Here is a 24,433-nt window from a genome sequence, read left to right on the forward strand (position 1 = left end):
GTGACGCGGCCGCGGACGGGGCCGGTGCCGCCCGGGAGAGCCGCTGGGGCCTGCCTCGAACCCCGTCGTGCGCCCGGGCGCCGGAAGAGCCCGGAGCCCTAGGAGAGCCCGGAGCCCTGGGAGAGCCCCGAGTCCTAGGAGAGCCCGGAGCCCTCCTGCGAGTCCGCCTCCACCGCGGCCCGCTCCTCGCGCAGCCGCACCAGGTGCCGGCGCCGCGCCACCACGCCGTACGCCCCGGCGGCGCTCGCCACGAAGGACGCCAGGCCGACCCACGGCCGGTCGAAGACGTGGCCGGTCAGGTGGTCCAGCGAGTACCGGCCGGCACCGGCCAGGCCGATCGCCAGCCCGGTCGCGCCGAGGAAGGCCGGGTACTCGTAACCGCCGGACATCGCGAAGAAGCCGGCCGGGGCGTGCACGGACACCGCGCCCGCCATCGTCCCGGCCACCACCGCGCCGGCCGCCGGGGTGGCCAGCCCGGCCACCAGCAGCGCGCCGCCGCCCGCCTCGCCGAGACCGGCCGCGAGCGCGCTCTGCCGTGCCGGGTGGAAGCCCATGTGTTCCATGGCCTCGGCGGTGGCCTCCAGGCCGCCGCCACCGAACCAGCCGAACAGCTTCTGGGTGCCGTGCGCGATCAGCACTCCGCCGACCGCGCTGCGCAGGGCCAGCAGGCCCAGGTCCTTACGGTTCAGGCACATCTCGCATCCTCGTTTCCGCGGCGGCGTGGACCTGCTCGGTGGCGGTCCTGACTCCATAGCAACCGAGAGCGCCCACCGCTTCGAGCCGGGGCCGCCATCCGGGCGAATCCGCCGCCGGCCAGGAATGAACCGCCCGGCGAGGAGATTCACGCCACGCCCGACCGCGGGGCGTGGCGGACCGGCCGCCCGGGGGCCCGCGGTCATGCTTGGCCCATGTTCGTCTTCAACCTGAGCAGCGCCTTCATCACCTTCTTCGCCGTGGTCGGCCCGCCGAAGACCCTGCTGTCCTTCGCCCGGCTGGCCGGGACCAGGAGCAACCTGGAGCTGCGACGGCTGGCGGCGCTGAGCACTGCCATCTCGGCGGTGATCGGCCTGGTGCTCGGCTTCGGGGCCGACGAACTGACCACCCTGTTCCACATCAGCGACCAGTCGCTCCAGCTCGCGGGCGGGGCGATCTTCTTCGTCTACGCCGTCGCGCTGGTCTTCGGCCTCCACCTCGGCTCGGACGGCGACGAGGACGAGCACCTGGCGAACCCGCTGGTGGACGGCATCCGTGAACTGCTGCTGCCGTACATCGCCAGCCCGCTCGCCGTCACGGCCGTCCTGGTCGCCTCGCTCAACCAGGACGACTGGGGGTGGAAGGCCGCCGTCGCCGGGGCGTACGTGGCCGTCGCGGTGATCAACTACCTCTGCGTGGCGGTACTCGCGCCGCTGATGCGACGCACCCACCGCACCTCGCTGGAGGTGCTGTCACGGCTGCTCGGGATGCTGCTGGCGGCGGTCGGCGTGGAACTGTTCCTGGAGGGCCTGGCCGGGCTGGGGGTGCACCTCCCGGCCGGGCACTGAGCCCGTCGGGCCACCTGCCTGTCGGTCCGCCGGGCCGCCCCCCGGTCGGTCCGCCGGTCAGCCCGCCGCGAGGCGGGCCAGCACCTCGCCGATCCGCTCCCGCACCAGCGGGTCGGCGACCAGCCCGTCCGGGCCGACCGCCCCACGTGCCGGCGACAGCCGGACGCAGGCCTCGTCCAGCACGGCCGCGCCGGTGTAGCCGAGGACGGTGCGCAGGGTGGCCTCGGCCCCCTGGCCGCGGCCCGGGCCGGCGGCGTTGATCCAGCCGGTCGGCTTGTCCGAGATCTCGGTGCCGCCGACCGTCCAGTCCAGCAGGTTCTTGAACGCGCCCGGCAGCGTCCCGGCGTACTCGGGGGTGCAGACCAGCAGCGCGTCGGCCGCCCCGATCGCGGCCCGCAGCGCGGCCACCGGCTCCGGCAGCGGGTCGGTATCGAGGTCCGGGTTGAAGTGCGGCAGCCCGGCCAGTCCGTCGTAGTACGTGGTCCGCAACCCCGGAGTGGCGGCGGCCACCGCGGCCGCGGTGCGCAGCACGGTCTCGTTGGTGGAACCGGCCCGCAGGCTCCCGGGCAGCAGCAGGATGTGGCGCTCGTTCGGCATGCCGGGAACCTACTCCCTGACGTCCGTGTCAAGGCCAGCGGGCGCCCGCCGGCCCCGGCGCGACGACGCGGCGGCGGTCAGCGCGGCGGCACCACGGGCCGCCAGGGCACCGGGCTGGAGAGGATCATCGAGCTGGACGGCTGGCCGTAGCGGCCGAGCCGGTCGCACACCCCCTCGAACTCGGCCATCGACGACACCGCGACCAGCAGCACGCAGCACGCCCCGCCGGTGACCCGGTGCAGCTGCACCACCTCCGGCCAGGTCGGCACCTCCGGGTCGCGCAGCACGCAGCGCGGGCCGTAGCACTGGATCTGGACCAGCGCGGTGATCGGCAGCCCGGCCCTGGTGAGGTCCACGTGGGCGTGGTAGCCGCTGATCACCCCCTCGGACTCCAGCCGGCGGACCCGTTCGGCCACCGCGGGTGCGGACAGGCTGACCCGGCGGGAGAGTTCGTTGTACGAGAGCCGGGCGTCGGCCTGGAGCTCGGCGAGCAGACGGCGGTCGACGGCGTCCAAGGCGACCTCCCGGGTGGTCGGGATCAAGGGATTTCCGTTCGTAAAGCGAATCGGCGCAACGCCTCGCGAACGAGAGCTCCGAACGCGGTTGCGATGCCCGTCGACCATTCAAGCGGGGGGCACCGCCGCCGCACAATGGGCACCCGGTGGAACCCGGCAGTCCGGCTGGATCACCGGACCGGGCGACGGGGCCCGGAGGATCAGGAGGCATCGGGTATGGGGCACGACACGGTGGAGACGCCCAAGCTGTCGTTCGGTCGCGGCGGAGCACCGGGCCGAGGGACCCCGTACGCCCAGTACGCGCGCCTGGACGAGCTGCACGGCCTGCAGCACCCGCGCAGCGAGGAGCCCGCCGAGCTGTCGTTCATCGTCACCACCCAGGTGATGGAGCTGCTGTTCGACCTGCTGCGGCACGAGTGGACGCTCGCCCGACAGGCGCTGCGCGAGGACGACCTGACCGCCGCGCTGGCCGCGCTGCGCCGGGGCACCCACGTGCAGGACGTCCTGGTGGAGTCCTGGGACCTGCTGGCCACCATGACCCCGCACGAGTTCAACTCCTTCCGCGCGCTGTTCGGCGAGGCCTCCGGCTTCCAGTCCTCCGCCTTCCTCCGGCTGGAGTTCCTGCTCGGCAACAAGAACGCCGCACTGCTGAACATGTACGACGGGATGCCCGGCACCCAGGCCGAGCTGGCCGAGGCGCTGCGCTCCCCCGGCCTGTACGACGAGGCGCTGGCCCTGCTGGCGCGCCGCGGCCTCGCCCCTCGGCGGGCCCCCTCCGAGCGGCGGTACCAGCCGTCCGCGGAGGTCGAGGCGGCCTGGCGGCGGGTCTACACCGAGCCGGAGTTCGCCGCGCTCCAGCCGCTCGCCGAGGCCCTGCTGGACGTGGCCGAGCGGGTCACCCGATGGCGCCAGCGGCACCTCTCGGCGGTCAAGCGGACGATGGGCGGCAAGCCCGGCTCGGGCGGCTCCAGCGGGCTGACCTGGCTGCGCAAGTCGGCCGAGCAGGACGTGTTCCCGGAGCTGTGGACGGTCCGGGACGGGCTGTGACGGCGGAGACGGACATGACGGCCGCGACGGCCGCGACGGCCGCGACGGCCGCGACGGCGCTGGCAGCGGTGACGGGCACGTCGGGAACGGGACGGGCCGGACACACGGATGACGAGGAAGGGACGGGCATGACCACGCGCGAGGAGTGCGAGGCGCTGGACGCCGTCGACCCGCTGGCGGCGTTCCGCAAGGAGTTCGCCCTGCCGGACGGAGTGATCTACCTGGACGGCAACTCGCTGGGCGCGCTGCCGGTGCGCACGCCCGAGCGGGTACGCCAGGTGGTCGAGGAGGAGTGGGGCCGGGAGCTGATCCGCAGCTGGAACGACGCCGGCTGGTTCGAGCAGCCGTACCGGCTGGGGCGGCGGATCGCGCCGCTGATCGGCGCCGGTCCGGCGCAGGTGGTCGTCTGCGACACCACCTCGGTCAACCTGTTCAAGGTGCTGTCGGCCGCGCTGCGGCTGCGCCCGGGCCGGCGCACGGTGCTCGGCGACGCCGAGGCCTTCCCGACCGACCTGTACATCGCCGAGGGCGTGACCGGCCTGGTCGAGGGCGCGCGCAGCACGCTGATCCGCCCCGAGGAGCTGGACCGCCACCTGGACGGGAACGTCGCCGCGGTCGTCCTCTCGCACGTCGACTACCGCACCGGCGAGCTGCTGGACATGCCCGGCATCACCGCCCGGGTCCGGGCCGCGGGCGCCCTGATGATCTGGGACGTGTGCCACTCGGTGGGCGCGCTGCCGATCGAACTCGACGCCGCGGGCGCGGACTTCGCGGTCGGCTGCACCTACAAGTACCTGAACGGCGGCCCCGGCTCACCGGCCTTCCTGTACGTCGCCGAGCGGCACCTGGCGGCCGGCCCGCTCCAGCCGCTGAGCGGCTGGTTCGGCCACGCCCGGCCGTTCGCCTTCGAGCCCGGGTACGACCCGAAGCCGGGCATCGGCCGGTTCCTGACCAGCTCGCCCTCGCTGCTCGGCCAGGCCGCCCTCGGCGCCTCGCTGGACGTCTGGGAGCGGGCCGACCTGGCGGCGGTCCGGGCGAAGAGCCTGGCGCTGACCGACCTGTTCGTCTCGCTGACCGAGCGGCTGGACGGCGTCGAGGTGGTGACCCCGCGCGAGCACGCCCGGCGCGGCAGCCAGGTCGCGCTGCGGCACGCCGACGGCTACCCGGTGGTGCAGGCGCTGATCGAGCGCGGGGTGATCGGCGACTTCCGCGCGCCGGACCTGATGCGCTTCGGCTTCACGCCGCTCTACCTCTCGTACACCGAGGTCTGGGACGCCGCCCGGCAGTTGGCCGAGGTGCTGGAGAGCGGTGAGTGGCGGGCGGAGCGCTTCTCCCGCCGGGGCGAGGTGACGTAGGGCGCGCCCGGTGGGTCCCTGCCGTGCACCCGGCAGGGATCCGCGGGACGCGCCCCGGCCCCCGGGCACCGGTGGAGCGCTCCTTCCTTCGAGGAGAACCGGCCTGCGCTCGGGCGTCAGTCCGTCAGTTCCTCGACCAGCGCGCGGTAGACCGCGAAGGCCGGCTTGGGCGTGTAGTCGTCGCGCAGCAGCCCGAAGTGCGGGAACGGTCCGGCGCCCGCGCTGTCCGCGTCGCGCAGGGCGAAGAACGCGTAGCCGGCGACGTTGAGTTCGGCGGCGAGCCCGGCGACCGTCCGGACCACCTCCGCCACCACCTCGGCCTGCCGCGCCTCGCTGCGCCCGGGGCCGGTGGGCCAGCCGTTCTCGCAGATCCGCAGCGGGACGCCGGGCCCGATCCCGGCCCGGGGCAGCGTGTCCCGGCGGAACCCGGTGAGCACCGCCCGTACCGCGTCGGCGAGTCGACCGGGCGGGACGGGGCGGAAGACGTCCGGGAAGAAGTCCAGGCCGACGTAGTCCAGGGCCCGGTGGAAGCGCTCGTCGGCGAGCCGGCCGAGCTCGGGCCAGAAGGTGTCCGCGGGGTCGAAGGAGGGCACCGCGTTGAAGCCGACGGCCAGCCGGTCGAACCCGTGGGCCAGCGCCTCCTCCTTGGCCGCGACCACGCCCTCGACCAGCGCCCGGCGGACGTTGGGGATGCTGCCGTCCACGGGCGGGAGGTCGAGGTTGGGCTCCTCGCAGATCTGCAGCAGGGCGAGGCGGTGCCCCTCGGTCCGGACCGTCCGCCGGACGAAGTCCAGCCAGCCCGCCAACTCCCCGCCGCGCTCCCGGTACTGGACCACCAGGTCGAGCCGGCGGCCCTCGACGGCGTACCGCTCGGGCCGCTCCGGGGTGTGCTCGCCACCCGGGTACGAGCGGTAGGCGCGGACCAGGAACTCCGCCGCGCCGCCCTGGAGCAGGCGCAGGGCGGCGGTGATCCGGGCCGGGTCGTCGGGGCGGGCGGGCGTGATCACGCCGGTGTCGTCACCGGCCGCCCCGCCGGGGTAGATGCCGAAGGTGAAGGTCATGCCGCCACCGTAGCCGATATTTTTGGTGTCACTGCAAGTTTGAAGTGACATCAGGATCTGCGGATAGAATCCGGCCATGGGACTTCGCGAACTCAAGAAGCAGCAGACCCGGGAGCTGCTGTCCGACACCGCCATGGGCCTGTTCGCCGAGCGCGGGTTCGACCGGGTCACGGTGGTGGAAGTGGCCCGGGCCGCCGGGGTCTCGCCGAACACGGTCTTCAACTACTTCCCGACCAAGGAGGACCTCTTCTTCGACCGGCAGGAGGAGGTGGTCGCCCACCTGGCCGCCGTGGTCCGGCACCGCCCGGCGGGCAGCACGGCCGTGGACGCCGTCCGGGCCGACCTGCTGACCGCCTTCGCGAACGCGGAGCCGACGGTCGGGCTGGACCCGGGGATGGCGGCGTTCTGGCGGATCGTCGAGGACAGCGCCGCCCTGCGGGCCCGGCTGCTGGAGCTCGGCGAACGGGCCGAGGCGGCGCTCGCGACCGCCCTGGCCGAGGAGTCGGGGGCCGCACCGGAGGACCCGCTCCCCCGGATCGTGGCCGGAGCCGTCGCGGGGGCGCACCGGGCCGTCCTCGGCGAGGTCCGGCGGGCCGTGGTGGCCGGGGAGCCCGCCGAGACGGTGCGGACCCGGGTCGAGGCGGCGGTGGACCGCGCCTTCGGGCTGCTCGGCTCGGGCCTCGCCCACTACCCGGGCGAGCGGTAGCCGGCCGGAGCCGGGGAACGGGGCGGCGGCGCGGACGGAAGCGGAAGCGGCGCAGGCCGCCCGGTCGGTTCGACCCGGGCGGCCTGCGCCGCTGTCCGGCTGCTCGACTGTTCGGCTGCTCGACTGTTCGGCTGATCGGCTGATCGGCTGATCAGCGACTCGGCCGTACGGCCCGTCAGCTGTGGCGACCGCGACGGCGGGCGGCCAGCACGGCCAGACCGCCGAGGCCGAGCAGGCCGACGCCCGCCAGGCCGAGGACCACCGAGGCGTTGCCCGCGCCGGTGGAGGGCAGCTCACCGCCGCCACCGGGGTGGGGGCTGGTCGGACCCCCGCTCGGGCGGTGGCCGGTCGGGGCCGCACTCGACGTCGTCGCGGTGGCCGACGGGGAGGTCGGGGCGGACGAGGTCGGCGCGGGCGAGGTGGGCGTCGGGCCCGGCGAGGTCGGGCCCGGCGAGGTCGGTGACGGGGAGGTCGGTGACGGGGAGGTCGGTGACGGGGAGGTCGGTGACGGGAACGTCGGGCTCGGCGACGTCGGGGAGGGGGAAGGCGTCGGCGAGGTCGGCGACGGGCTGGGCGTCACGGCGCAGTCCGGCAGGTCGCCGTCGAACGGGTAGCTGTGGATCTCGTAGCCGCCGGTGCCGGTGTGGATCAGGTTGCCCGCGAGGTACACCCGGCCGTTCATGCCCGGCTGGGCGATCGTCGTGGTGCCGCCCGGGTTGCCGGCCATGACCGAGCCCTGGAACTGGGCGCTGCCGAGGATCCGCGCCGTGCTCGCGGTCGGGAAGTTGTACATCAGCTTGGAGCGCAGCTCGGTGGTCCGGTCGCCCGCCAGACCGGTGCCGGTGTAGGTGTTGATGACCGGGCTGTCCCCGAGCATGTTCACCACGACGGTGGCACCGGCCGGGATGCCGTCGAAGACCAGGCCGATCTGCCCACCGGTCGGCGACGCGAGGTCCCGGGTGACGTTGAAGACCTGCCTCATGCTGGTCCCGTCCCCGGTGAAGGTCGCCTCGTTGGCGGCGACCGCGACGGTGCCGGTCGCGGTGGCCCGGCCGACGCAGTCGGAGACCTCCTGGATCCGGGTCAGCACCGACCGGTAGGGGGCGGCGGCGTCCGGGTCCTGGATCGACTCGCCGGTCGGGTCGATGCTCACGGTGCCGGTGACCGGGCCGGCGTGGCGCAGGTTGCCGAACGCCGGGCCGTGCGAGTCGCTGCCGCCGATCAGGACGCTGTTGCCGGTCCTGACGTCGACGTCGCCGCCGGTGGTCACGAAGTCGCTGCCGTTCGGCGGCACCACGCGAGAGCCGACGCCGACGACGCCCATGTTGTAGACGCCGCCGCCGTTCTTGTCGACGGTCAGCTTGCCCAGCGTGACGATCTTGCCCTCGGCCTCCGCGGCCCGGCCGTTCACGGTGTAGTCGCCGCCGGTGAAGACGTTGACGGCGGCGTCACGGCCGGGGAAGTCACCGTTGTGCGGCGGCGGCCAGGCGCTGGGACAGTCGGACCCGGAGCAGGCACCCAGCGGCGGGGCCAGCGGCGCGGCCGAACCGGTCGTCAGCACCGCGGCCAGCGGCAGCGCGGCGACGGCGGTCGCCACGGCGACCCGGACGGCCCGGCGCCCGGGCGCGGCCGGAGTCCTCGCGGCGGCGGTTCTGTGATCCGACGAACCGGTGACCTGACCCATCGACAATTCCTCCGTGCATGAGAAAGGGGCAGGCCCGGACGGACTGCCGCGTTCCGTACCATCTGCCGGCGATCCCGCAGATCCGGGATATCAAACCTTAAATCGGACTATTCACACCTTACAGATCCTCAGTTCGGAGCTGAAATTCATCCGTCCGGAGCAGCGATCGCCCGGGCAAGCGGGAGTTTGGCGGCAGGCCCTAGGTTGGACGCATGACCACCGAGGCCCAGGAACAGAGCGCGCCGCTCGTCGCGGTCGCGTCCGCCGACGCCGTACTGCGGCACCCCGAGGCGGGCGAACACCTGCTGACCGCCCTGGAACGGGAGCGCGCCGCGCGCTTCCGGCACGAGTCCGGGCGGATCGACTTCACCGCCGGGCACCTGCTGGTCCGGCTCTGCGCCGCCCGGCTGCTCGGCGTGCCGGTGGCCGGCCTCCTCCTCGCCCAGCAGTGCCCGGACTGCGGGCTCGCCGACCACGGCAAGCCCTACCTGCCGGACCACCCCGGGGTGCACGTGAGCCTGTCGCACACCCGGGGCGTGGTCGCCGCCGGTGCCGGGTTCCAGCCGGTCGGGGTGGACGTCGAGCTGTCCGCCCGGGGCGGTTCGCTGCGCTCGGTCGCCCGCCGGGTGCTCGCCCCGGCGGAGCTGGCCCTCGTCGAGGCCGACGCGGAGCCGGAGCAGGCGTTCCTGCGGCTCTGGGTGCGCAAGGAGTCGCTGATCAAGATCGGCCGGGCCAGCCTGGACACCCTCGGCCGGGTCGACCTCTCCGGGCTGCCGCTGTCCGTCCCGCCGGGCGCGCCGCTGCGCAGCCGGTGGGAGGACCTGCACCTGCTCGACTGGGCCGACCCGGAGCACGCCGCCGCCGTCGCGGCCGTCAGCACCGCCCCGGCCCGAATCGTGGAGCTCACCGCGGCGGGCTGATCGTCGGGCCGGGGGCGGCCCCCGGCGCCCACCCGCGCGGCGGGCCGGTGGATAAGCGGTGTTAGCGTGCCTGGTCGTGGGCACGTCGAACGCGTGTGCCCGCCGACCAGCTGCCCACCGGATTCAAGAGGGTGCCCCCGCCATGGCCAAGTTGCTGCTGAGCCTGCACGTCCTCGTGTCGGTCCTGTTCATAGGCCCGGTCGCGGTGGCCGTCAGCATGTTCCCCCGCCGGGCGAAGGCCGCGCTGGCCGGCGGTCCGGACCGGGCCTCCGACGCCGGCGTGCTGCGGGTGCTGCACCGGATCACCCAGGTCTACGCGCTGCTCGGGGTCGCGGTGCCGGTGCTGGGCATCGGCCTGGCCCAGGTGATGGACGTGCTCGGGCAGTCCTGGGTGATCGTCTCGATGGTGCTGACCGCGGTCGCCGCACTCGCGCTGCTGCTCTTCGTGCTGCCCGGCCAGCAGGCCGCCGTGGACGCGCTCGAACTCGACCCGTCGGACGAGCAGCACGCCAAGGCCGTCAGCGGCCTGAAGACGCTGCCGATGACCGCCGGTGTGTTCAACCTGCTGTGGGCCGTGGTCGTGGTGCTCATGGTCGTCCGCCCGGGGTCGAGCACCGGCGTCTGACCCCGCTCTCCGGATCCCCGCTGGCCACCGCCGCGGGTCACCGCGGAACCCTGCTGGTCCCCGTCGCCCCCTCCCGTCGACCGGGCTCGTTCGAGTACCGTCCTGGGCCATGACGATCATGGCGGGCATGGGCAGCCCGACGGGAACCGGTGTCGGCCCGCTGCTGCGGGGCTGGCGGGAACGACGGCAACTCAGCCAGCTGGAACTGGCGCTGCGGGCGGACTCCTCGACCCGCCACCTCAGCTTCGTCGAGAACGGCCGCTCCCGGCCCAGCCGGGAGCTGGTGCTGCGGCTCGCCGAGCAGTTGGACGTGCCGGTGCGCGAGCGCAACACCCTGCTGCTGGCGGCCGGTTACGCCCCGCACTACCCCGAGACGCCGCTGGACGACCCGTCGATGGCCGCGCTGCGCGCGGGGCTGGAACGGCTGCTGGCCGCCCACGACCCGTACCCGGCGGTCGTGGTCGACGGGTCCTTCCGGGTGCTGGCGGCCAACCGCTCGCTCGGGCTGCTCATGGACGGCGTCGCCCCGCACCTGCTAGAGCCGCCGTTCAACGCGATCCGGGTCACCCTGCACCCGGACGGGCTGGCACCGCGCATCGTCAACCTCCGGCAGTGGCGGCAGCACCTGCTGGAGCGGATGGAACGGCAGCTGGAGCTGGTCCGCGCCGAGCCGCTGCGCCGGCTGTACGAGGAGGTCCGCGGCTACCCCGAGCCGGCCGGGGGTCAGGGCGACGCCCCCGCCGAGGACGGGCCCGGCGCCGACGACTTCCCGTTCGCGCTGCCGATGCGGATCCGGTACGAGGGGCGGGTGCTCTCCTTCCTCTCCACCATCGCGACCTTCAACACTCCGCTGGACGTCACCGTCTCCGAGCTGGCCATGGAGACCTTCCTACCGGCCGACGCGGAGACGGTGCGGTTCCTGCAGGCGGTGGTCGGGCCGGAGCGGTAGCCCCCGGCTCGGTCTGCGCCCGGCACTCAGCCCCGCGTCTCAGTCCTGCTCCTCAGCCCCGCGTCTCAGTCCTGCTCCTCAGTCCCGCGTCTCAGTCCCGCGCCCGGGCCTCTCGCCGCAGGGCGGTGAACTGGAGGACGGCGAACAGCGCCACCGTCCCGGACTGCAACGGGATCCAGACGAACCCGGCGGTGGTCGGCTCCAGCCACAGCTCCATCGCGACCAGGCTGAGCACCACCCAGGCCAGGTTGAGGTCGATCACCGCCCGCACCCCGAACACCGGCGGCTGCCGGCGGGCGGCGAGCACGCCCACCGCGAACGCGTACCCGAGGAGGAGGATCCCGACGTCGACCAGAGTGGCGCGGCCGGCGCCGAGCAGCTCGCCGAGCGGGCCGGAGAAGGCCAGGTAGGCCAGGCCGTTGCCGCCGGTGACCAGGGCGTCCAGGACGAGGGCGCCGCGCACCGTCCACGGCGAGAAGGCGGAACCGGGCCGGGCGGGCGTGAGGGTGTTCGCGTGGGCGGACATGGCGGATCGCCTCCTGTCTGGGGTGGGAGCCCGGGGCCTTGGCGGCCTCACCGGGTGGCTCCACCCTGCCCGGTGGGGCGGCGGGCGTCGATTACCCCGCAGGTAACGGCCGGTCCGGTCCGGCCCGCCGGGCACCCGGCTGACCGGCCCGGTGCCGCACCCGTGGTCGGAGGTGCCACGGGTGCCACGGGTGCCACGGGTGCCGCAGGTGCCGCGGGTGCCGCAGGTGCCGCGGGTGCCGCAGGTGCCGCGGGTGCCGCAGGTGCCGCGGGTGCCGCAGAGACCGCGGACGGTCAGCCGACCGCCGGGGCGGGGAGCCCGAACAGGGCGGCCGCGTTGTCGTGGCAGACCGCCCGCAGCCACTCCTCCCCCAGCCCCAGCCCGGCCAGCGCCTCCAGCTGGTGGACGTACCGGTAGGGGATGTTGGGGAAGTCGCTCCCGAGCAGGACACGGTCCCGGAGCCCGCGCAGGCGCGGCAGTTCCTCCTGCGGGAACGGGGCGTCGGCCTCGGCGAAGTCGGTGAACGCGATGGTGGTGTCCAGCCGGACGGCCGGGTGGCGCTCGGCCAGGTCGAGGAAGTCGCGGTACTCGGGCATCCCGAGGTGGGCGACCACCAGGACCAGGCCGGGGTGCCGCTCCAGCACCGCGCCGATCGGGCCGGGGCCGGTGAACTTGCCCGGCACCGGCCCGGACCCGCAGTGGGTGACCACCGGGGTGCCGGTCTCGGCGAGCAGCCCCCACACCCCGTCCAGCAGCGGGTCCGCCGGGTCGTAGCCGCCGACCTGGAGGTGCGCCTTGAACACCCGGGCACCGTCCTCGATGGCCCGGGCCACGTAGCCCGGCGCCTCGGGCTCGGGGAAGAAGGTCGCGGTGTGCAGGCACTCGGGGGTGCGGGCGGCGAAGTCGGCGGCCCAGGCGTTCAGCCAGCCGGCCATGCCCGGCTTGTGCGGGTAGAGCATCGACGTGAACGCCCGGACGCCGAAGTCCCGCAGCCGCCGGACCCGTTGCTCCTCGGCCTCGCGGTAGGTGATCGGCCAGGGGCGGTTCACCAGTGGACCGGCCGCGTCGAAGTACGCCCACACCTTGTCGAGGACGTTCTTCGGCATGAAGTGGGTGTGCACGTCGATCAGCCCGGGCAGGCCGAGCGACCGCCAGAACCTCCGTACGCCGTCGGCCTCCTGACCGCTCACGCGCTCACCGGGCGGGCACGGTCGATGACGGCCCCGGTGTCGACCCCGGCCGGCAGGGTGCCGAAGGCCCCGCCGTGGTCGCCGCCCAGCCGGCTCGCGCAGAAGGCGTCGGCCACCGCCGGGCTGCCGTACCGGACCAGCAGCGAGCCCTGGAAGGCCAGCGCCATCGACTCGACCAGCCGGCGGGTACGGTACTCCAGGTCCCCCGGGTCGGTCAGCTCCTTGCGCAGCGCGGCGACGGCCGCGTCCAGTCGGCGGTCCGCGCCCGCGGCGGCGTCGAGTTCGCCGAGGAAGGCCTCGACGCTCTCCGGGCGCTTGGCCATCGCGCGCAGCGCGTCCAGGGCGGCGACGTTGCCGGAGCCCTCCCAGATCGACACCAGCGGTGCCTCCCGGTAGAGCCGGGGCATCCCGGACTCCTCCACGTAGCCGTTGCCGCCCAGGCACTCCAGCGCCTCGGCGGAGTGCGCCGGACCGCGCTTGCACACCCAGTACTTGGCCACCGCCAGGCCCAGCCGCCGGACCAGCGCCTCGGTCCCGTCCCCGGCGAGCGCCCGGTCGGTGGCCTGGGCGAGCCGCATGGCGACGATCGTGGCCGCCTCGGACTCCACCACCAGGTCCGCGAGCACGTTACGCATCAGCGGCTGGTCGACCAGCGCCCTGCCGAACGCCCGCCGGTGCAGGGCGTGGTGAACCGCCCGGGTGGCGCCGTAGCGCATGCCGGAGGCCGCGCCGACGGTGCAGTCCAGGCGGGTCATGTTGACCATCTCGATGATGGTCGGGACGCCCCGGCCCTCCTCGCCGACCAGCCAGCCGACCGCGCCGTCGTACTCCAGCTCGGCGGAGGCGTTGGACTTGTTGCCGAGCTTGTCCTTCAGCCGCATCAGCTGCAGGCGGTTGCGGCTGCCGTCCGGCAGGACCCGCGGCAGCGCGAAGCAGCTGAGGCCGCCCGGCGCCTGGGCCAGCGTCAGGAAGAGGTCGGACATCGGCGCCGAGGTGAACCACTTGTGGCCGGTGAGCCGGTAGGTGCCGTCCGGCTGCGGAGCGGCGGTGGTGGTGTTGGTGCGGACGTCCGAGCCGCCCTGCTTCTCGGTCATCGACATGCCGGCGATCAGCCCGCGCTTGGTGCGCGGCTCGCGCAGCCCGAAGTCGTACTCCCGGGCGGCCAGCAGCGGCTCCAGCTCGGCGGCCAGGGCGGGGTTGGCGCGCAGGGCCGGGACGGCGGCGTAGGTCATCGAGACCGGACAGGTGTGGCCGGCCTCGACCTGGCCCCAGACGAAGAACCTGGCGGCGCGGGCGGCGTGGGCCCCGGGGCGCTCGTCGCGCCAGGGCGCGGCGTGCAGGCCGTACGAGACGGCGGTGCGCATCAGCTCGTGCCAGGACGGGTGGAACTCGACCTCGTCGATCCGGTGGCCGAAGCGGTCGTGGGTGCGCAGCACCGGCGGGTTCTCGTTGGCCAGCCGGCCCCACTCGGCGGCCTGCTCGGAACCGGCCAGCCGGCCCAGCTCGCGCAGCTCGGGCTCGGCCCAGCCGGCGCCGGCCCGCTGGAGGGCGGCGAGCAGGGTGGGGTCGGCGGCGGTGTCGTGTCCGTACGGCAGGGGCACCTGGTTGGTGACCTCATGCGTCGCTGTCATCGCGTCCTCCCAGGGCACGCAGGGTGAAGGAGACCAGGGCGGGGACCACCGTGGTGGTGTCGCTCGGGGGGTTGTCGCTGGGGGTGCTGTCGCTCGTGGGGGTGTCGCTGGGCGGGCTGTCGCTCGTGGGAGTGTCGCTGGGGGTGCCGTCGTGCTGTTCGGGATCGGCTTCGAGCGCCCTGGCCGGTGTGGTCCGTGCGGTCGGTGTGCCCGGGGCGGCGGCCAGTGGGCCGGCCAGGGCCTCGCCGACCGCTCCGACCAGGGCGGCGGCGGTCAGTACCGGGTCCTGCTCGGGCAGTTCGCCGCTCGCCACGGCGGCGGCGATCTCGGTGGCGATCACGTCCCGGAAGGCCCGCCGGAACACCAGGCGCTCCTCGTCCACGACCGCGTCAGCCGGCTCGACCAGCAGCGCGTACGCCAGCCGGGGCGCGCGCAGGGCACGGGCGGCGAAGGTCTCGACCACGGCGGCGATCCGCCGCTGCGGGGTGTCCCGGACGGCCACCGCCGCGTTGACCGCGTCGATCTCGTGGCTGACCACCCGGCGGAACAGCTGCACCGACAGGTCGACCTTGCCGGAGAAGTGCTGGTAGAGGCTGCCGGTGGCGATCCCGGCGCGGTCCGCCACGGCGGCCATCGTGCAGCCGCCGTAGCCGCGCTCGGCGAGCAGGCCGACCGCCGACTGGAGCACCGCTTCACGCTGGGCGTCCAGGCGGGCTTGTACGGCGGGGGTGCGTCGGTAGGCCATGGAAGCATTGAAGCACTGATTCACTGCTTCGGGGAGGGGGTGGACGGGCTCGGCCGGGCGGCACTCGCGGAACGCGCGAGGAGGCCGCCCCGGGAACGCGGGGCGACCTCCTCCTCAGTGCTCCGTGCCGCGGCCCTGCCGCGCGGGCGCTACAGCGGGCGGCGCTCCTGCTCCAGGCGCTGGCCCTCGACGTCCAGCGGACCGAAGTCCGGGATCAGCTGCGGCGACTTGGTGAGCGAGCGGGCGTTCGGGTCGTCCAGCCCGGCCCACTCCAGCACCTTGGCGACGGCCTGCGCCGACTGCGCGGCGGGCAGCTGCTCGATCTTGGAGCCGTGGTTGCCGCCGGGCACGGTGTAGACGTAGCTGTCCTCGCTGCCCCGGCCGAGGCGGAACGGCTTGGCGCCCCACGGGTCGTTGCCGCCGTAGACGTACATGATCCGCTCGCCCTCGCGCTTCACCCAGCGGTCGATGTCGGGCATCGCGTTCCGGTTGAAGACGGTCGGGATCTCCTTCGGCACGAAGGTGCGGACCGAGTAGAGCTCCTTGTAGTCGTAGTGCAGCACGCCGTCGAGGTGCGACACGTCGAAGAACGGCGCGCCCAGCTCGGTGGCGGCCTGGTAGTAGTACGCGGTGTACTTCGCCAGCGACTGGTCGCTGTTGCCGGTGATGCCGGACTGCGCGTCGAACCAGGCGTACAGCTCGTCGTCGGTCGCGGTGGCGGCCACCGGGACCTTGGCGCAGTCGGCCTCCAGGCTGTACTGCCAGAACGCCCAGACCACGTCCAGCACGCCGGCCTCGTACGCACGGTCCGGGGTGCCGAGGGTCTTGAAGGTGGAACCGGCCGCCTGGTTGTCGGCGACGTAGCGGGCCTCCAGGCGGTCGCGGCGCACCAGCAGCTCACGCTGGGCGGCGTTCAGCCTGGCCCGGCACTCGGGGGTGCCGACGGTGCGGAAGAACTCGCTGTACGGCTCGGAGTCGTTGACGTTGGTGTTGTTCGGCGCGACGTAGGCGATCGTGCCGGACACGTCGTCCGGGTAGAAGCGGCGGAAGTAGGTGGAGGACATGCCGCCCTTGCTGGCGCCGGTGGACAGCCACTCCTCCTGGTAGATCCGCTTGAGCGCGGTCACCAGCCGGTGCGAGTCCGCGGCGCCCTGGCGGATGCCGGCCTTCGACCAGTCCGCCGGCTCCGGGCGGGAGGGGGTGAAGAACCGGTACTCGATGGACACCTGGTTGCCGTCCACCAGCCGGGTCGGCTCGGTGCGGGACGGGTTGGTGCCCAGGGTGTAGCCGTTGGTGTAGAAGACGGTCGGGCGGTCGTAGCCGCGGTGCAGCAGGCTGAAGCGCTGCTGGAAGGTGCCCAGCCAGGGCCGGAAGTGGTCGATCGGCTGGGTGTAGGTGGCGAGGAAGTAGCGGTGACCGGTGGTGGTCGGCTTCTCCTCGGTGATGGTCACCCCGGGGATCGCCGCCAGGCGGTCCTTGATGTCGGCGGTCGGGTCGTCGGCGGGGCCGCGGCCGTGGCGGGACGCCTCGCTCTGCGCGTCCTGGCCCCCCTGGGCGCTCTGGCCGTCGGCGGCGGACGCCGGGCTCGCCAGGCTGCCGATCGCGAGCAGCGGTATCAGCAGGGCGGAAGCCAGCAGCCTTCTCACGGTGGTGGTCATCAACTCTCCATCTGTTCAACTGGTATGACTGCCGCCTGCCGGAACGGCCGGGCGGCGTGGGTGGTGCGGCGGCCGACCGATGGACGGCCGAATGGGCCACCCGCTGTTCGCGGATGGCCCATCGGGGAAAAAGTGCTGGTCAGTGGGGTTGTCCTGGCCGCTCGGGGTGTCCTGGCCGTCTACGGGCGGGGCAGGGTGCACCCGGGGAGGGTGAGGTCGAAGCGGTTGCCGGCGGCGAAGCAGGCCGGGATCCCGTAGGTCTCCTGGGCGTAACCGATGCCCTGGCGGACCGTCACCGTGCCGTTCTGGTCCACCTCGCACGGGTTGTCCATGGTGCAGCGCTCGCCGTTCTCGTTGATCGTGTTGTTGACGGCGACCACCTGGCCGGTCGAGGCGTCGACCACCGGCGAGCCGGAGGTGCCGCCGATCACGTTGCAGGTGGACGTGTAGCGGACCGAGTCCTTGAAGGTCCAGTCGGCTTCCTTCAACCGGTAGGCGAAGCCGTCGACCGAGCAGGAGTAGATCTTCTTCCAGTAGCCGGAGACGACCCGGATCGAGGTGCCCTGGACCGGGTGGGTGGCGGCGATGGTCAACGGGGCTATCCCGTACCGGGACTGGATCGAGGCGTAGGTGGTGTTCAGTTGGTAGATCGACACGTCGGTGTCGGTCATCGCGCCGTAGACGATCTTGGTGGCGCGCAGGGTTCCGACGCCGCTGCCGCTCCCGTTGAGCAGGGTGAAGGACCGGCTGGAGGTCCGATTGAGGACCACCTCACCCGGGCCGGGCATGCCGGTCTCCAGGCAGTGGCCGTTGGAGAGCACGAGGGCCGGGTCGCTCGCGGCCGAGCCGGGCATCCGCACCAGCGAGCCGGAGCAGTTGCTGAGTGCGACCGTCCCGGCGAAGTTGACGGCGGCGACGGGCTCGGCGACCGGCTTGGTCGCGGGGGCTGCGGCCTGGGCCGGGACGGCTCCGACGAGGGCGGTGGCCCCGGCCACCAGGAGCGTCGCGACCGTGCCTATGAGCGGCTTCTTCATGAGAGACCTCTCGGTGTGGGGGGGGTCCACGGGTGGGGGTCCACCAAAGCTGTCGCGGACATGACCCACTGTCAAGAGTCAAGGCGATACCAAGAACCGCTCAAAGCCGCATTGGCCGGTTACCGCCGACGCCCGGCTCGGGGCCAGGGCGCGGCGGCGCGGCGGCGCAGCGGTGCGGAACGCGCCGCTCGGCGCGGCGGCGCAGCCTGCCGTTCGGCGCGGCGGCGCGGAACGCGGCCTGCCACTCGACGGTGCGGCCTGCCGCTCGGGGCGGCGCCCGGGGCGTGCGACCCCTCGCATCTGGCTCGGCGCGCGGCCTGCGGCCCTGGGCGCCGCCCGAGGGAGGGCTCGGCCGGCCGTCGCGGGGCCGTCAACTCCCCTGCCGGTACGGTCAACCGGCCCGCCAGTGCTCCCGGCCGCGGCTGATCAGGCGCAGCTGGAGGCGCGCGGTGGCGGCGATCCGTCGGCCCCGGGGCGGGTCCGCCTCCAGCGCCTCCAGGAAGGCGGCGGCCATGGAGACCATGTGGTCGACGTACAGCTCGGCGAGCATCCGCAGGTCCTGCTCGCTCCACCCCCGCGACACCGGCTGCAGCGCCAGGGCGGCTCCCACCTCGGCGGCGAAGCGGCCGAGTTCGGCGTCGATCGCCTCGCGCACCTGCCGCACCCCGCCGTGCCGCTCGCGTGCCAGGAAGCGGACGTGTCCCCGGTTCTCCCGGACGTGCCGTTCGATCACGTCCACCGCACGGTCGATCAGCTCCTCGGCGTCGCCGGCCTCGGCGAGCACGGAGCGGATCATGACGTGCAGGCTGGCCAGCGACTCCTCGACCAGCGCCACCCCGAGGGCGGCGAGGTCGGGGAAGTGCCGGTAGAAGGCGGCCGGGGAGAGCCCCGCCTCGCGGGTGACCTCGCGGACGCCCAGGCTCGCCAGGTTCTGATCGGCCAACAGGTGCAGCCCGGCGTCCAGCAGGGCCCGGCGGCTCTGCTGCTTCTGGGCCTGTCTGGCCCCAACGGTGTGACTCACGCCATTCAGTAAACATTCGTTTGCTGAACTTCGCCAGTCGGCGTACAGTGGGACCGAAGTCAGTGAACAGTTGTCAACCGAAATCGGCGCAGTCCCAGCCGCAACCGAAGGAGTCAGCCGTGATCCTGTTCTCCGCCCTGGTCGCCATGGGCATCCTGATCGGTACCGCCGCCCACACCTCGCTCCCGGTCTTCCTCGCCGCCTCCGCCGGCATCACCGCCTGGCTGCTGGCCTTCGGCGCCCGCGAGGGCATCTCCCGCCTCCGGCACCGCTGACCCCGCCGCTCCGCGGACCGCACTCGCGGCCACTCCACAGAGAGGACCCGCACCACCATGAGCACCGACACCGACCGTCCCACCGTCGACCGTCCCGCCGTCGACCGCCAGGGCGTCAGCCGCCTGCGGGCCAACGGGCAGGAGACCAACGCACCTGAGACCACGGCAGAGGAAACCACGGTGCAGGAGACCACCCGTCAGGGCGCCGCCGACGCCGACGGCCTGGCCGTCGCCTCCTTCCTCCTCGGCCTGCCCGGCCTGCTGCTGTTCAACATCGTCCTCGGGCCGATCGCCATCACCCTGGGCACCCTGGCCCTGGTCCGCGGCACCAGCCGACGCGGCCGCGCCGTCCTCGGCCTGTCCCTCGGCATCGCCTCGCTGGTGATCCTCGCCGTCACCACCGCCACCTCCCACGGGGTGCTCATCGACATCGGCTCCTGAACCGCCTCCCTTCCGTTCCTGGCGTCCCGGCCGACCGGTTTCGAACGACTGATCCCGTCAACCCGCCCCGCCCGCCCGGCCCGCCACGTAGGGTGGGGCCCATCGGCCGGGCGACCTCAGGGGGCAGGAGTGACTACGGAGAACCGCAGCGACGCACAGCCGGAACGGCCCACCCCGACGGGTGGACGGCTGCTCGCCGTGAGCGATCTGCACATCTCCTACCAGGAGAACCGCGACCTGGTGGAGAAGCTCCAGCCCTCCCACCCCGGCGACTGGCTGCTCGTCGCCGGTGACGTCGCCGAGCTCACCACCAGCATCGAGTGGGCCCTCGGCCTGCTCGCCGAGCGCTTCGCCCGGGTGGTGTGGGTGCCCGGCAACCACGAGCTGTGGACCCACCCCGAGGACCCGGTCCAACTGCGCGGGGTGGCCCGCTACGAGCACCTGGTGGAGCGCTGCCGCCGGCTCGGCGTGGTGACCCCGGAGGACCCGTACCCGGTCTGGGAGGGCCCCGGCGGACCGGTCCGCATCGTCCCGCTCTTCCTCCTCTACGACTACACCTTCCGCGCTCCGGGCACGACCACCAAGGAGGCCTCCCTGGCGGCCGCCTACGAGAGCGGCATCGTCTGCGCGGACGAGCGGATGCTCTACCCGGACCCGTTCCCGGACCGTGACTCCTGGTGCCGGGAGCGCGTCCGGCTGACCGAGAAGCGGCTGGCGGAGTGCGACCCGGACGTCCCGCTCGTCTTCGTCAACCACTACCCGCTGGTCCGCCAGCCCACCGAGATCCTCTGGTACCCCGAGTTCGCCCAGTGGTGCGGGACCGAGCTGACCGCCGACTGGCACACCCGGTACAACACCGCGGCGATGATCTACGGTCACCTCCACATCCCGCGCCGGACCACCTACGACGGCGTCCCGTTCACGGAGGTCTCGCTCGGCTATCCGCGCGAGTGGCGCAAGCGCGGACTGCCGGACCCGCTGCTGCGCGAAGTCTTCCCGCAGTCGGCGGTCTGAGCCTGCCGTTCACCCGCACCTCCTGTCCGCCCTCCGGCGGCCCGGCTCCGCCACCCCCTCACCTGCCGGGCCGCCACATCCCTTCCGACCGCGCCGTGTTCTGCCTCGGCCCGCTCTGCCTCGGCCCGCTCTGCCGCCGTCCGGTCCACCACCTCCTACTCCGTCGCTATCGCCCGCAGGACGTCCAGCCGCGCCGCCCGGCCCGCCGGGCGGAGTCCGGCCACCGCGCCCGCCAATAGCCCGGCCGCCAGGACCACGGCCAGCTGCAGCGGCGGTATCGCGAACGATCCCGTTCCCGCGCCGTCCGAGGCCCGCACCAGGGCCCAGCCGAGGAAGGCTCCGAGCCCCAGTCCGCCGACCGTCCCGAAGGCCGCCACCAGCACCGACTCCCAGCGCACCATGCCGCGCAGCTGAGCTCTGGTCTGGCCGACCGCCCGCAGCAGCCCCAACTCCCTGGTCCGCTCGTGCACCGCCAGCGTCAGGGTGTTGGCGATACCCAGGAGGGCGATCAGCACCGCCAGCGCCAGCAGCGCGTAGACCACCGAGAGCATCGTGTCGACGCCGGAGGCGGCGCTCTTCGCGTACTCGGCGCGGTCCTGCACCTGCGGACTGCCGTACGGGACCAGTGCCCGTTCCACCGCCGCCTTGCCCTCGGCGGCCGGGACGCCGTCGCGCAGCCCGACCGCGACCATGGTGTCCGCGTCCTGCCCCCGGTGCGGGGCCCAGGCCTGCCGGGTCATCAGGTAGTCGCCGGCCAGGCTGCCGCCCTCGTACAGGGCGCGGATGGTGAACGGGCCGCTCGCGCCGTCGGTGAACCCCACGGTGACGGTCTGCCCGAGCCGCCAGCCGTGCTGTTGCGCCTCGCTGCGGGAGACCGCCAGCCCGTCCGTGCCGAGCGCGGCCAGAGAGCCGTCCACCCGGCCGAGGTCGACGATGCCGGAGAGCCGGGCGGGATCGGTGACGTCCAGCGTCCGACCGTGCCCGTCGATCCGGGCCACGCCCCGGCCGAGCCCGACCGTCTGCCGCACCTCGGGCAGGGCCGCCAGGGCGTCCGCCACCTTGGGGCTGATCCCGCTGCCGCCGGCCCCGAACGAGGCGGTGGTGACGGCGAGATCGCCGGCGAAGGACTTGCTCACGGTGTCGTCCAGGGTGGCCTTGATCGAGGCCCCGAAGACGGTGAACAGCGTGACCACCGCGACACCGATCATCAGCGCGCTCGCGGTGGCCGCCGTCCGGCGCGGATTGCGGGCCGCGTTGCGCCGGGCGAGCACCCCGGAGACTCCGCGCAGCCTGGGCAGCGGCGTCCCCAGCGTCCGTACCGCGAACACCGCGGCGACCGGGCCCAGCACCACCGTGCCGGCCAGCACCGCGAGTGCCCCGACCGCCGTCAGCAGCACGGACGGGCCGTCGGTCGCACCGAGGACGGCCACCGGTACGCCCCCGGCCAGCAGCAGGCCGCCCAGCACCACCCGGACGGCTCCCGAGCGGCCCTGCGCCGCCCGGTCGACTCCGGTGTCCCGCAGGGCCGCCAGCGGGGCCGTCCGCCCGGCCCGGACGGCCGGCAGCAGCGCGGAGCCCACCGCGACCAGCGTGCCGACCAGCAGCGGCAGCAGGACGGCGGCCGTACCGATCACCATGCCGCCGGTCGGCAGCGCGAAGCCGAGCGCGGAGAAGAGCGCCTTGAGCCCGGCGGCCACGCCGATCCCGCCCAGCAGCCCGCCGAGCGAGGCCAGCAGGCCGACCGCCAGCGCCTCCGCCAAGGTCGCCCCGAGCACCTGGCCGCGCACCGCGCCGAGCGCCCGCAGCAGCGCGTTCTCCCTGGTCCGCTGGGCGACCACGATCGCGAAGGTGTTGTGGATGGTGAACGTCGCCACCAGCAGCGCGATCCCGGCGAAGACCAGCAGCAGCGTGGTGAACATGGTCAGGAAGCGCCCGGACAGCAGCTGGGTGGACTCCTGGGTGGCCGCCGCGCCGGTGATCGCCTGGACGCCGGCGGGCAGTCGCGGGGTGATCCGGTCGACCAGCTCCCGCTGGGAGACCCCGCCCGCCGCGCGGACCTGGATCGAGCTGGCCTGCCCCTCGCCCTTGGGCGTGAGGTACCGCTCGGCGTCCGCGAAGGTCATCGCGGTGAAGGTGCTCGGCCCCATGCCGTCCGCGGCCGCCCCGAAGGTGGCGATGCCGACGACGGTGACCGGCACCGGATCCGGGGTGCGCAGCACGGTGGTGGAGCCGAGGCGCAGCCCGCCCGCCTTCGCCGCGCCCCGGTTCACCACGACCTCGCCCGGGGCGGCCGGCGCCCGGCCCTCGGCCAGCCGGTACGGGTTGAGCCGGCCGTCCGCCAGCCAGTTGCCCGCCAGGGTGGGCGGGCCCTGGCCGCCGATGGGCTTGCCGTTGCTCCCGATGAGCTGGCCGGCGCCCTGGACGGACGGCTCTGCGGCCGCCACTCCGGGCACCGTGCGCAGCCGGTCGGCGAGCGCGGCCGCCACCGGCGCCCGCACCCCGCCGGCCGTGCCCGCCGAGTCCAGCACGTCGGCACTGCGGACCACGACGTCGGTGCCGGCGTTGGCGTCGGCGAAGAGGGTGTCGAAGTTGGCCCGCAGGGTGTCGCCGAGCACCATCGTGCCGGTCAGGAAGCTCACCCCGAGCAGGATGGACAGGAGGGTGCCGGCCAGCCGCCGCTTGTGGGCGCGCAGCGAGCGCAGGCTGAGCCGGAGCGGGACGGTGTTCATGCCCGCCCCCGTTCGAAGGCCTTCATCCGGTCCAGCACGAGGGCGGAGGTGGGCTGCCGCATCCGGTCGACCAGCCGTCCGTCGGCGAGGAAGAGCGCCTCGTCGGCCCAGCCCGCGGCCGTCGGATCGTGGGTGACCATGACCACGGCCCGGCCCATCTCGTCCACCGCCCGGCGCAGCAGGCCGAGCACCTCGCCGCCGCTGCGGGAGTCGAGGTTGCCGGTCGGCTCGTCGGCGAAGACCACCTGCGGCCGCCCGGCCAGCGCCCGGGCCACGGCGACCCGCTGCTGCTGGCCGCCGGAGAGCTCGCTCGGGCGGTGCCGCAGGCGGTCCCCCAGGCCCACCACGTCGACCAGTGCCTCCAGCCAGGCCCGGTCGGGGGCGGCCCCGGCCAGGTCGAGCGGGAGGGTGATGTTCTCCAGGACGGTGAGGGTGGGCACCAGGTTGAAGGCCTGGAACACGAAGCCGATCCGCTCCCGGCGCAGCAGGGTGAGCCGCCGGTCGCCGAGCGGGCCGAGCTCGGTGTCGCCGATCCAGGCGCTTCCGGCGGTGAGCGTGTCCAGCCCGGCCGCGCAGTGCATCAGAGTGGACTTGCCCGAACCGGACGGGCCCATGATGGCGGTGAACCGCCCGGCCGGGAACTCCACCGTCACGTGGTCCAGCGCCCGGACCTCGGTGCCGCCGACGCCGTAGATCTTCACGGCGTCGGCGACCCGGGCGGCGGCGCCCCGTACGACGTCCAGGGTGGTCACCTGGCACCACCTCCCCCGGCGTCGCCACGCGGCGGCTCGCTGAGCACGGCCCGCTTGGCGCGGTACTCCTCGGCGTCGATGTCGCCCTCGGCGTAGCGGCGGCCCAGGACGGCCAGCGGATGCTCCGCCACGGCCCCGGACCCTGCCCCGGGCCCGAACCCGCAGCCGTGCCGCCGCCAGACCGTGCGGCGCAGCACCGCGATCACCAGGACCACCACGGCGATCCAGACCAGCGGGATCAGCAGGATCCACGGGCCGGGGCCGTGCCAGTCGGCCAGCTGGGTGTACATGGTGGTTCAACTCCTCGGTGGTGGGCCTCCAGGACCTCGGGTGGTTCCCGAGGTGCCTAGAGCGTCCCGCCGCGGAGCCTCATCACGCGTCCTACCAGCAGCGGCAGTTGGGATACTCCCGGGAGAG

25 protein-coding genes are annotated in these 24,433 nt (G+C 73.9%); 10 read left to right on the forward strand and 15 right to left on the reverse strand.

Annotated elements, in window-relative coordinates:
* Nucleotides 1–134: 134 nt before the first annotated feature.
* The gene (locus ACIQI7_RS10925; RefSeq protein WP_401107470.1) at nucleotides 135–695 is read right to left on the reverse strand and encodes a DoxX family protein; all 561 of its coding nucleotides are present in this window, start codon (nucleotides 693–695) and stop codon (nucleotides 135–137) included.
* A gap of 213 nt (nucleotides 696–908) precedes the next feature.
* Here ACIQI7_RS10925 and ACIQI7_RS10930 point away from each other — a divergent pair, with 213 nt between their 5' ends.
* Nucleotides 909–1,541 (forward strand): MarC family protein, encoded by a 633-nt coding sequence (locus ACIQI7_RS10930; protein ID WP_401107472.1) that lies wholly within the window; start codon nucleotides 909–911, stop codon nucleotides 1,539–1,541.
* 57 nt (nucleotides 1,542–1,598) lie between these two features.
* Here ACIQI7_RS10930 and ACIQI7_RS10935 read toward each other — a convergent pair whose 3' ends face one another.
* Both ACIQI7_RS10935 and ACIQI7_RS10940 read right to left on the reverse strand, forming a co-directional pair.
* Complete coding sequence (locus ACIQI7_RS10935) at nucleotides 1,599–2,138, reverse strand: NADPH-dependent FMN reductase (RefSeq protein ID WP_401107475.1); 540 nt, start codon at nucleotides 2,136–2,138, stop codon at nucleotides 1,599–1,601.
* Between the two features lie 77 nt (nucleotides 2,139–2,215).
* Nucleotides 2,216–2,680, reverse strand: coding sequence for an Lrp/AsnC family transcriptional regulator (locus ACIQI7_RS10940; RefSeq protein WP_387748588.1), 465 nt, complete (start codon nucleotides 2,678–2,680; stop codon nucleotides 2,216–2,218).
* A gap of 189 nt (nucleotides 2,681–2,869) precedes the next feature.
* On the opposite strand from ACIQI7_RS10940, the gene ACIQI7_RS10945 reads away from it, so the two are divergent.
* Nucleotides 2,870–3,700 (forward strand): tryptophan 2,3-dioxygenase, encoded by an 831-nt coding sequence (locus ACIQI7_RS10945; RefSeq protein WP_401107477.1) that lies wholly within the window; start codon nucleotides 2,870–2,872, stop codon nucleotides 3,698–3,700.
* A 128-nt stretch (nucleotides 3,701–3,828) separates the two neighbouring features.
* A complete protein-coding gene (gene kynU / locus ACIQI7_RS10950; protein ID WP_401107479.1) occupies nucleotides 3,829–5,055 on the forward strand; it encodes a kynureninase in 1,227 nt (408 codons plus the stop codon).
* A gap of 116 nt (nucleotides 5,056–5,171) precedes the next feature.
* On the opposite strand, the gene ACIQI7_RS10955 is transcribed toward kynU, so the two are convergent.
* Nucleotides 5,172–6,116, reverse strand: a complete 945-nt coding sequence (locus tag ACIQI7_RS10955) for a hypothetical protein (protein WP_401107480.1) — start codon at nucleotides 6,114–6,116, stop codon at nucleotides 5,172–5,174.
* A 76-nt stretch (nucleotides 6,117–6,192) separates the two neighbouring features.
* On the opposite strand from ACIQI7_RS10955, the gene ACIQI7_RS10960 reads away from it, so the two are divergent.
* Complete coding sequence (locus ACIQI7_RS10960; RefSeq protein ID WP_401107483.1) at nucleotides 6,193–6,822, forward strand: TetR/AcrR family transcriptional regulator; 630 nt, start codon at nucleotides 6,193–6,195, stop codon at nucleotides 6,820–6,822.
* Between the two features lie 175 nt (nucleotides 6,823–6,997).
* Here ACIQI7_RS10960 and ACIQI7_RS10965 read toward each other — a convergent pair whose 3' ends face one another.
* Nucleotides 6,998–8,506 carry a choice-of-anchor A family protein gene (locus ACIQI7_RS10965; protein WP_401107486.1) on the reverse strand — a complete coding sequence of 503 codons (1,509 nt, stop codon included), beginning with the start codon at nucleotides 8,504–8,506 and terminating at the stop codon, nucleotides 6,998–7,000.
* 212 nt (nucleotides 8,507–8,718) lie between these two features.
* On the opposite strand from ACIQI7_RS10965, the gene ACIQI7_RS10970 reads away from it, so the two are divergent.
* From ACIQI7_RS10970 to ACIQI7_RS10980, 3 genes are all read left to right on the forward strand, one after another.
* Nucleotides 8,719–9,426, forward strand: a complete 708-nt coding sequence (locus ACIQI7_RS10970) for a 4'-phosphopantetheinyl transferase family protein (protein ID WP_401107488.1) — start codon at nucleotides 8,719–8,721, stop codon at nucleotides 9,424–9,426.
* A 142-nt stretch (nucleotides 9,427–9,568) separates the two neighbouring features.
* Nucleotides 9,569–10,051: a DUF2269 family protein gene (locus tag ACIQI7_RS10975; protein WP_387748574.1), complete on the forward strand. Its 483-nt coding sequence runs from the start codon at nucleotides 9,569–9,571 to the stop codon at nucleotides 10,049–10,051.
* 118 nt (nucleotides 10,052–10,169) lie between these two features.
* Complete coding sequence (locus ACIQI7_RS10980; protein ID WP_401108013.1) at nucleotides 10,170–11,000, forward strand: helix-turn-helix domain-containing protein; 831 nt, start codon at nucleotides 10,170–10,172, stop codon at nucleotides 10,998–11,000.
* A 91-nt stretch (nucleotides 11,001–11,091) separates the two neighbouring features.
* Here ACIQI7_RS10980 and ACIQI7_RS10985 read toward each other — a convergent pair whose 3' ends face one another.
* From ACIQI7_RS10985 to ACIQI7_RS11015, 7 genes are all read right to left on the reverse strand, one after another.
* Nucleotides 11,092–11,526 carry a hypothetical protein gene (locus tag ACIQI7_RS10985; protein ID WP_401107491.1) on the reverse strand — a complete coding sequence of 145 codons (435 nt, stop codon included), beginning with the start codon at nucleotides 11,524–11,526 and terminating at the stop codon, nucleotides 11,092–11,094.
* Nucleotides 11,527–11,819: 293 nt separating this feature from the next.
* Complete coding sequence (locus ACIQI7_RS10990) at nucleotides 11,820–12,716, reverse strand: amidohydrolase family protein (RefSeq protein WP_401107494.1); 897 nt, start codon at nucleotides 12,714–12,716, stop codon at nucleotides 11,820–11,822.
* A complete protein-coding gene (locus ACIQI7_RS10995) occupies nucleotides 12,713–14,347 on the reverse strand; it encodes an acyl-CoA dehydrogenase family protein (RefSeq protein WP_401107496.1) in 1,635 nt (544 codons plus the stop codon). The genes ACIQI7_RS10990 and ACIQI7_RS10995 overlap by 4 nt, the downstream gene beginning before the upstream one ends.
* Entirely contained in the window at nucleotides 14,331–15,092 is a 762-nt protein-coding gene (locus tag ACIQI7_RS11000) for a TetR/AcrR family transcriptional regulator (protein ID WP_401107499.1), read from the reverse strand. Before ACIQI7_RS11000 ends, ACIQI7_RS10995 begins: the two co-directional genes overlap by 17 nt.
* A 149-nt stretch (nucleotides 15,093–15,241) precedes the next feature.
* Nucleotides 15,242–16,750: a S28 family serine protease gene (locus ACIQI7_RS11005; RefSeq protein WP_401107502.1), complete on the reverse strand. Its 1,509-nt coding sequence runs from the start codon at nucleotides 16,748–16,750 to the stop codon at nucleotides 15,242–15,244.
* Nucleotides 16,751–16,929: 179 nt separating this feature from the next.
* Nucleotides 16,930–17,784, reverse strand: coding sequence for a serine protease (locus ACIQI7_RS11010; protein WP_401107503.1), 855 nt, complete (start codon nucleotides 17,782–17,784; stop codon nucleotides 16,930–16,932).
* Between the two features lie 391 nt (nucleotides 17,785–18,175).
* The gene (locus ACIQI7_RS11015; RefSeq protein ID WP_401107505.1) at nucleotides 18,176–18,805 is read right to left on the reverse strand and encodes a TetR family transcriptional regulator; all 630 of its coding nucleotides are present in this window, start codon (nucleotides 18,803–18,805) and stop codon (nucleotides 18,176–18,178) included.
* A 119-nt stretch (nucleotides 18,806–18,924) separates the two neighbouring features.
* Here ACIQI7_RS11015 and ACIQI7_RS11020 point away from each other — a divergent pair, with 119 nt between their 5' ends.
* From ACIQI7_RS11020 to ACIQI7_RS11030, 3 genes are all read left to right on the forward strand, one after another.
* Entirely contained in the window at nucleotides 18,925–19,080 is a 156-nt protein-coding gene (locus ACIQI7_RS11020; protein ID WP_387748558.1) for a hypothetical protein, read from the forward strand.
* Between the two features lie 57 nt (nucleotides 19,081–19,137).
* Complete coding sequence (locus tag ACIQI7_RS11025; protein ID WP_401107508.1) at nucleotides 19,138–19,521, forward strand: hypothetical protein; 384 nt, start codon at nucleotides 19,138–19,140, stop codon at nucleotides 19,519–19,521.
* Nucleotides 19,522–19,650: 129 nt separating this feature from the next.
* On the forward strand, nucleotides 19,651–20,535 hold the full coding sequence (locus ACIQI7_RS11030) for a metallophosphoesterase family protein (protein WP_387748554.1): 885 nt from the start codon (nucleotides 19,651–19,653) through the stop codon (nucleotides 20,533–20,535).
* A 155-nt stretch (nucleotides 20,536–20,690) separates the two neighbouring features.
* Here ACIQI7_RS11030 and ACIQI7_RS11035 read toward each other — a convergent pair whose 3' ends face one another.
* Genes ACIQI7_RS11035 through ACIQI7_RS11045 form a run of 3 tightly spaced genes read right to left on the reverse strand, consistent with a single transcriptional unit; the run spans nucleotide 20,691 to nucleotide 24,306 of the window.
* Entirely contained in the window at nucleotides 20,691–23,264 is a 2,574-nt protein-coding gene (locus ACIQI7_RS11035; RefSeq protein WP_401107511.1) for an FtsX-like permease family protein, read from the reverse strand.
* A complete protein-coding gene (locus ACIQI7_RS11040; RefSeq protein WP_401107514.1) occupies nucleotides 23,261–24,016 on the reverse strand; it encodes an ABC transporter ATP-binding protein in 756 nt (251 codons plus the stop codon). The genes ACIQI7_RS11035 and ACIQI7_RS11040 overlap by 4 nt, the downstream gene beginning before the upstream one ends.
* Nucleotides 24,013–24,306, reverse strand: a complete 294-nt coding sequence (locus tag ACIQI7_RS11045) for an SHOCT domain-containing protein (RefSeq protein ID WP_401107517.1) — start codon at nucleotides 24,304–24,306, stop codon at nucleotides 24,013–24,015. Before ACIQI7_RS11045 ends, ACIQI7_RS11040 begins: the two co-directional genes overlap by 4 nt.
* Nucleotides 24,307–24,433 lie beyond the last annotated feature (127 nt).

Origin of the sequence: Kitasatospora sp. NPDC092039, from assembly GCF_044756065.1 — a bacterium.
Lineage (GTDB): Bacteria > Actinomycetota > Actinomycetes > Streptomycetales > Streptomycetaceae > Kitasatospora.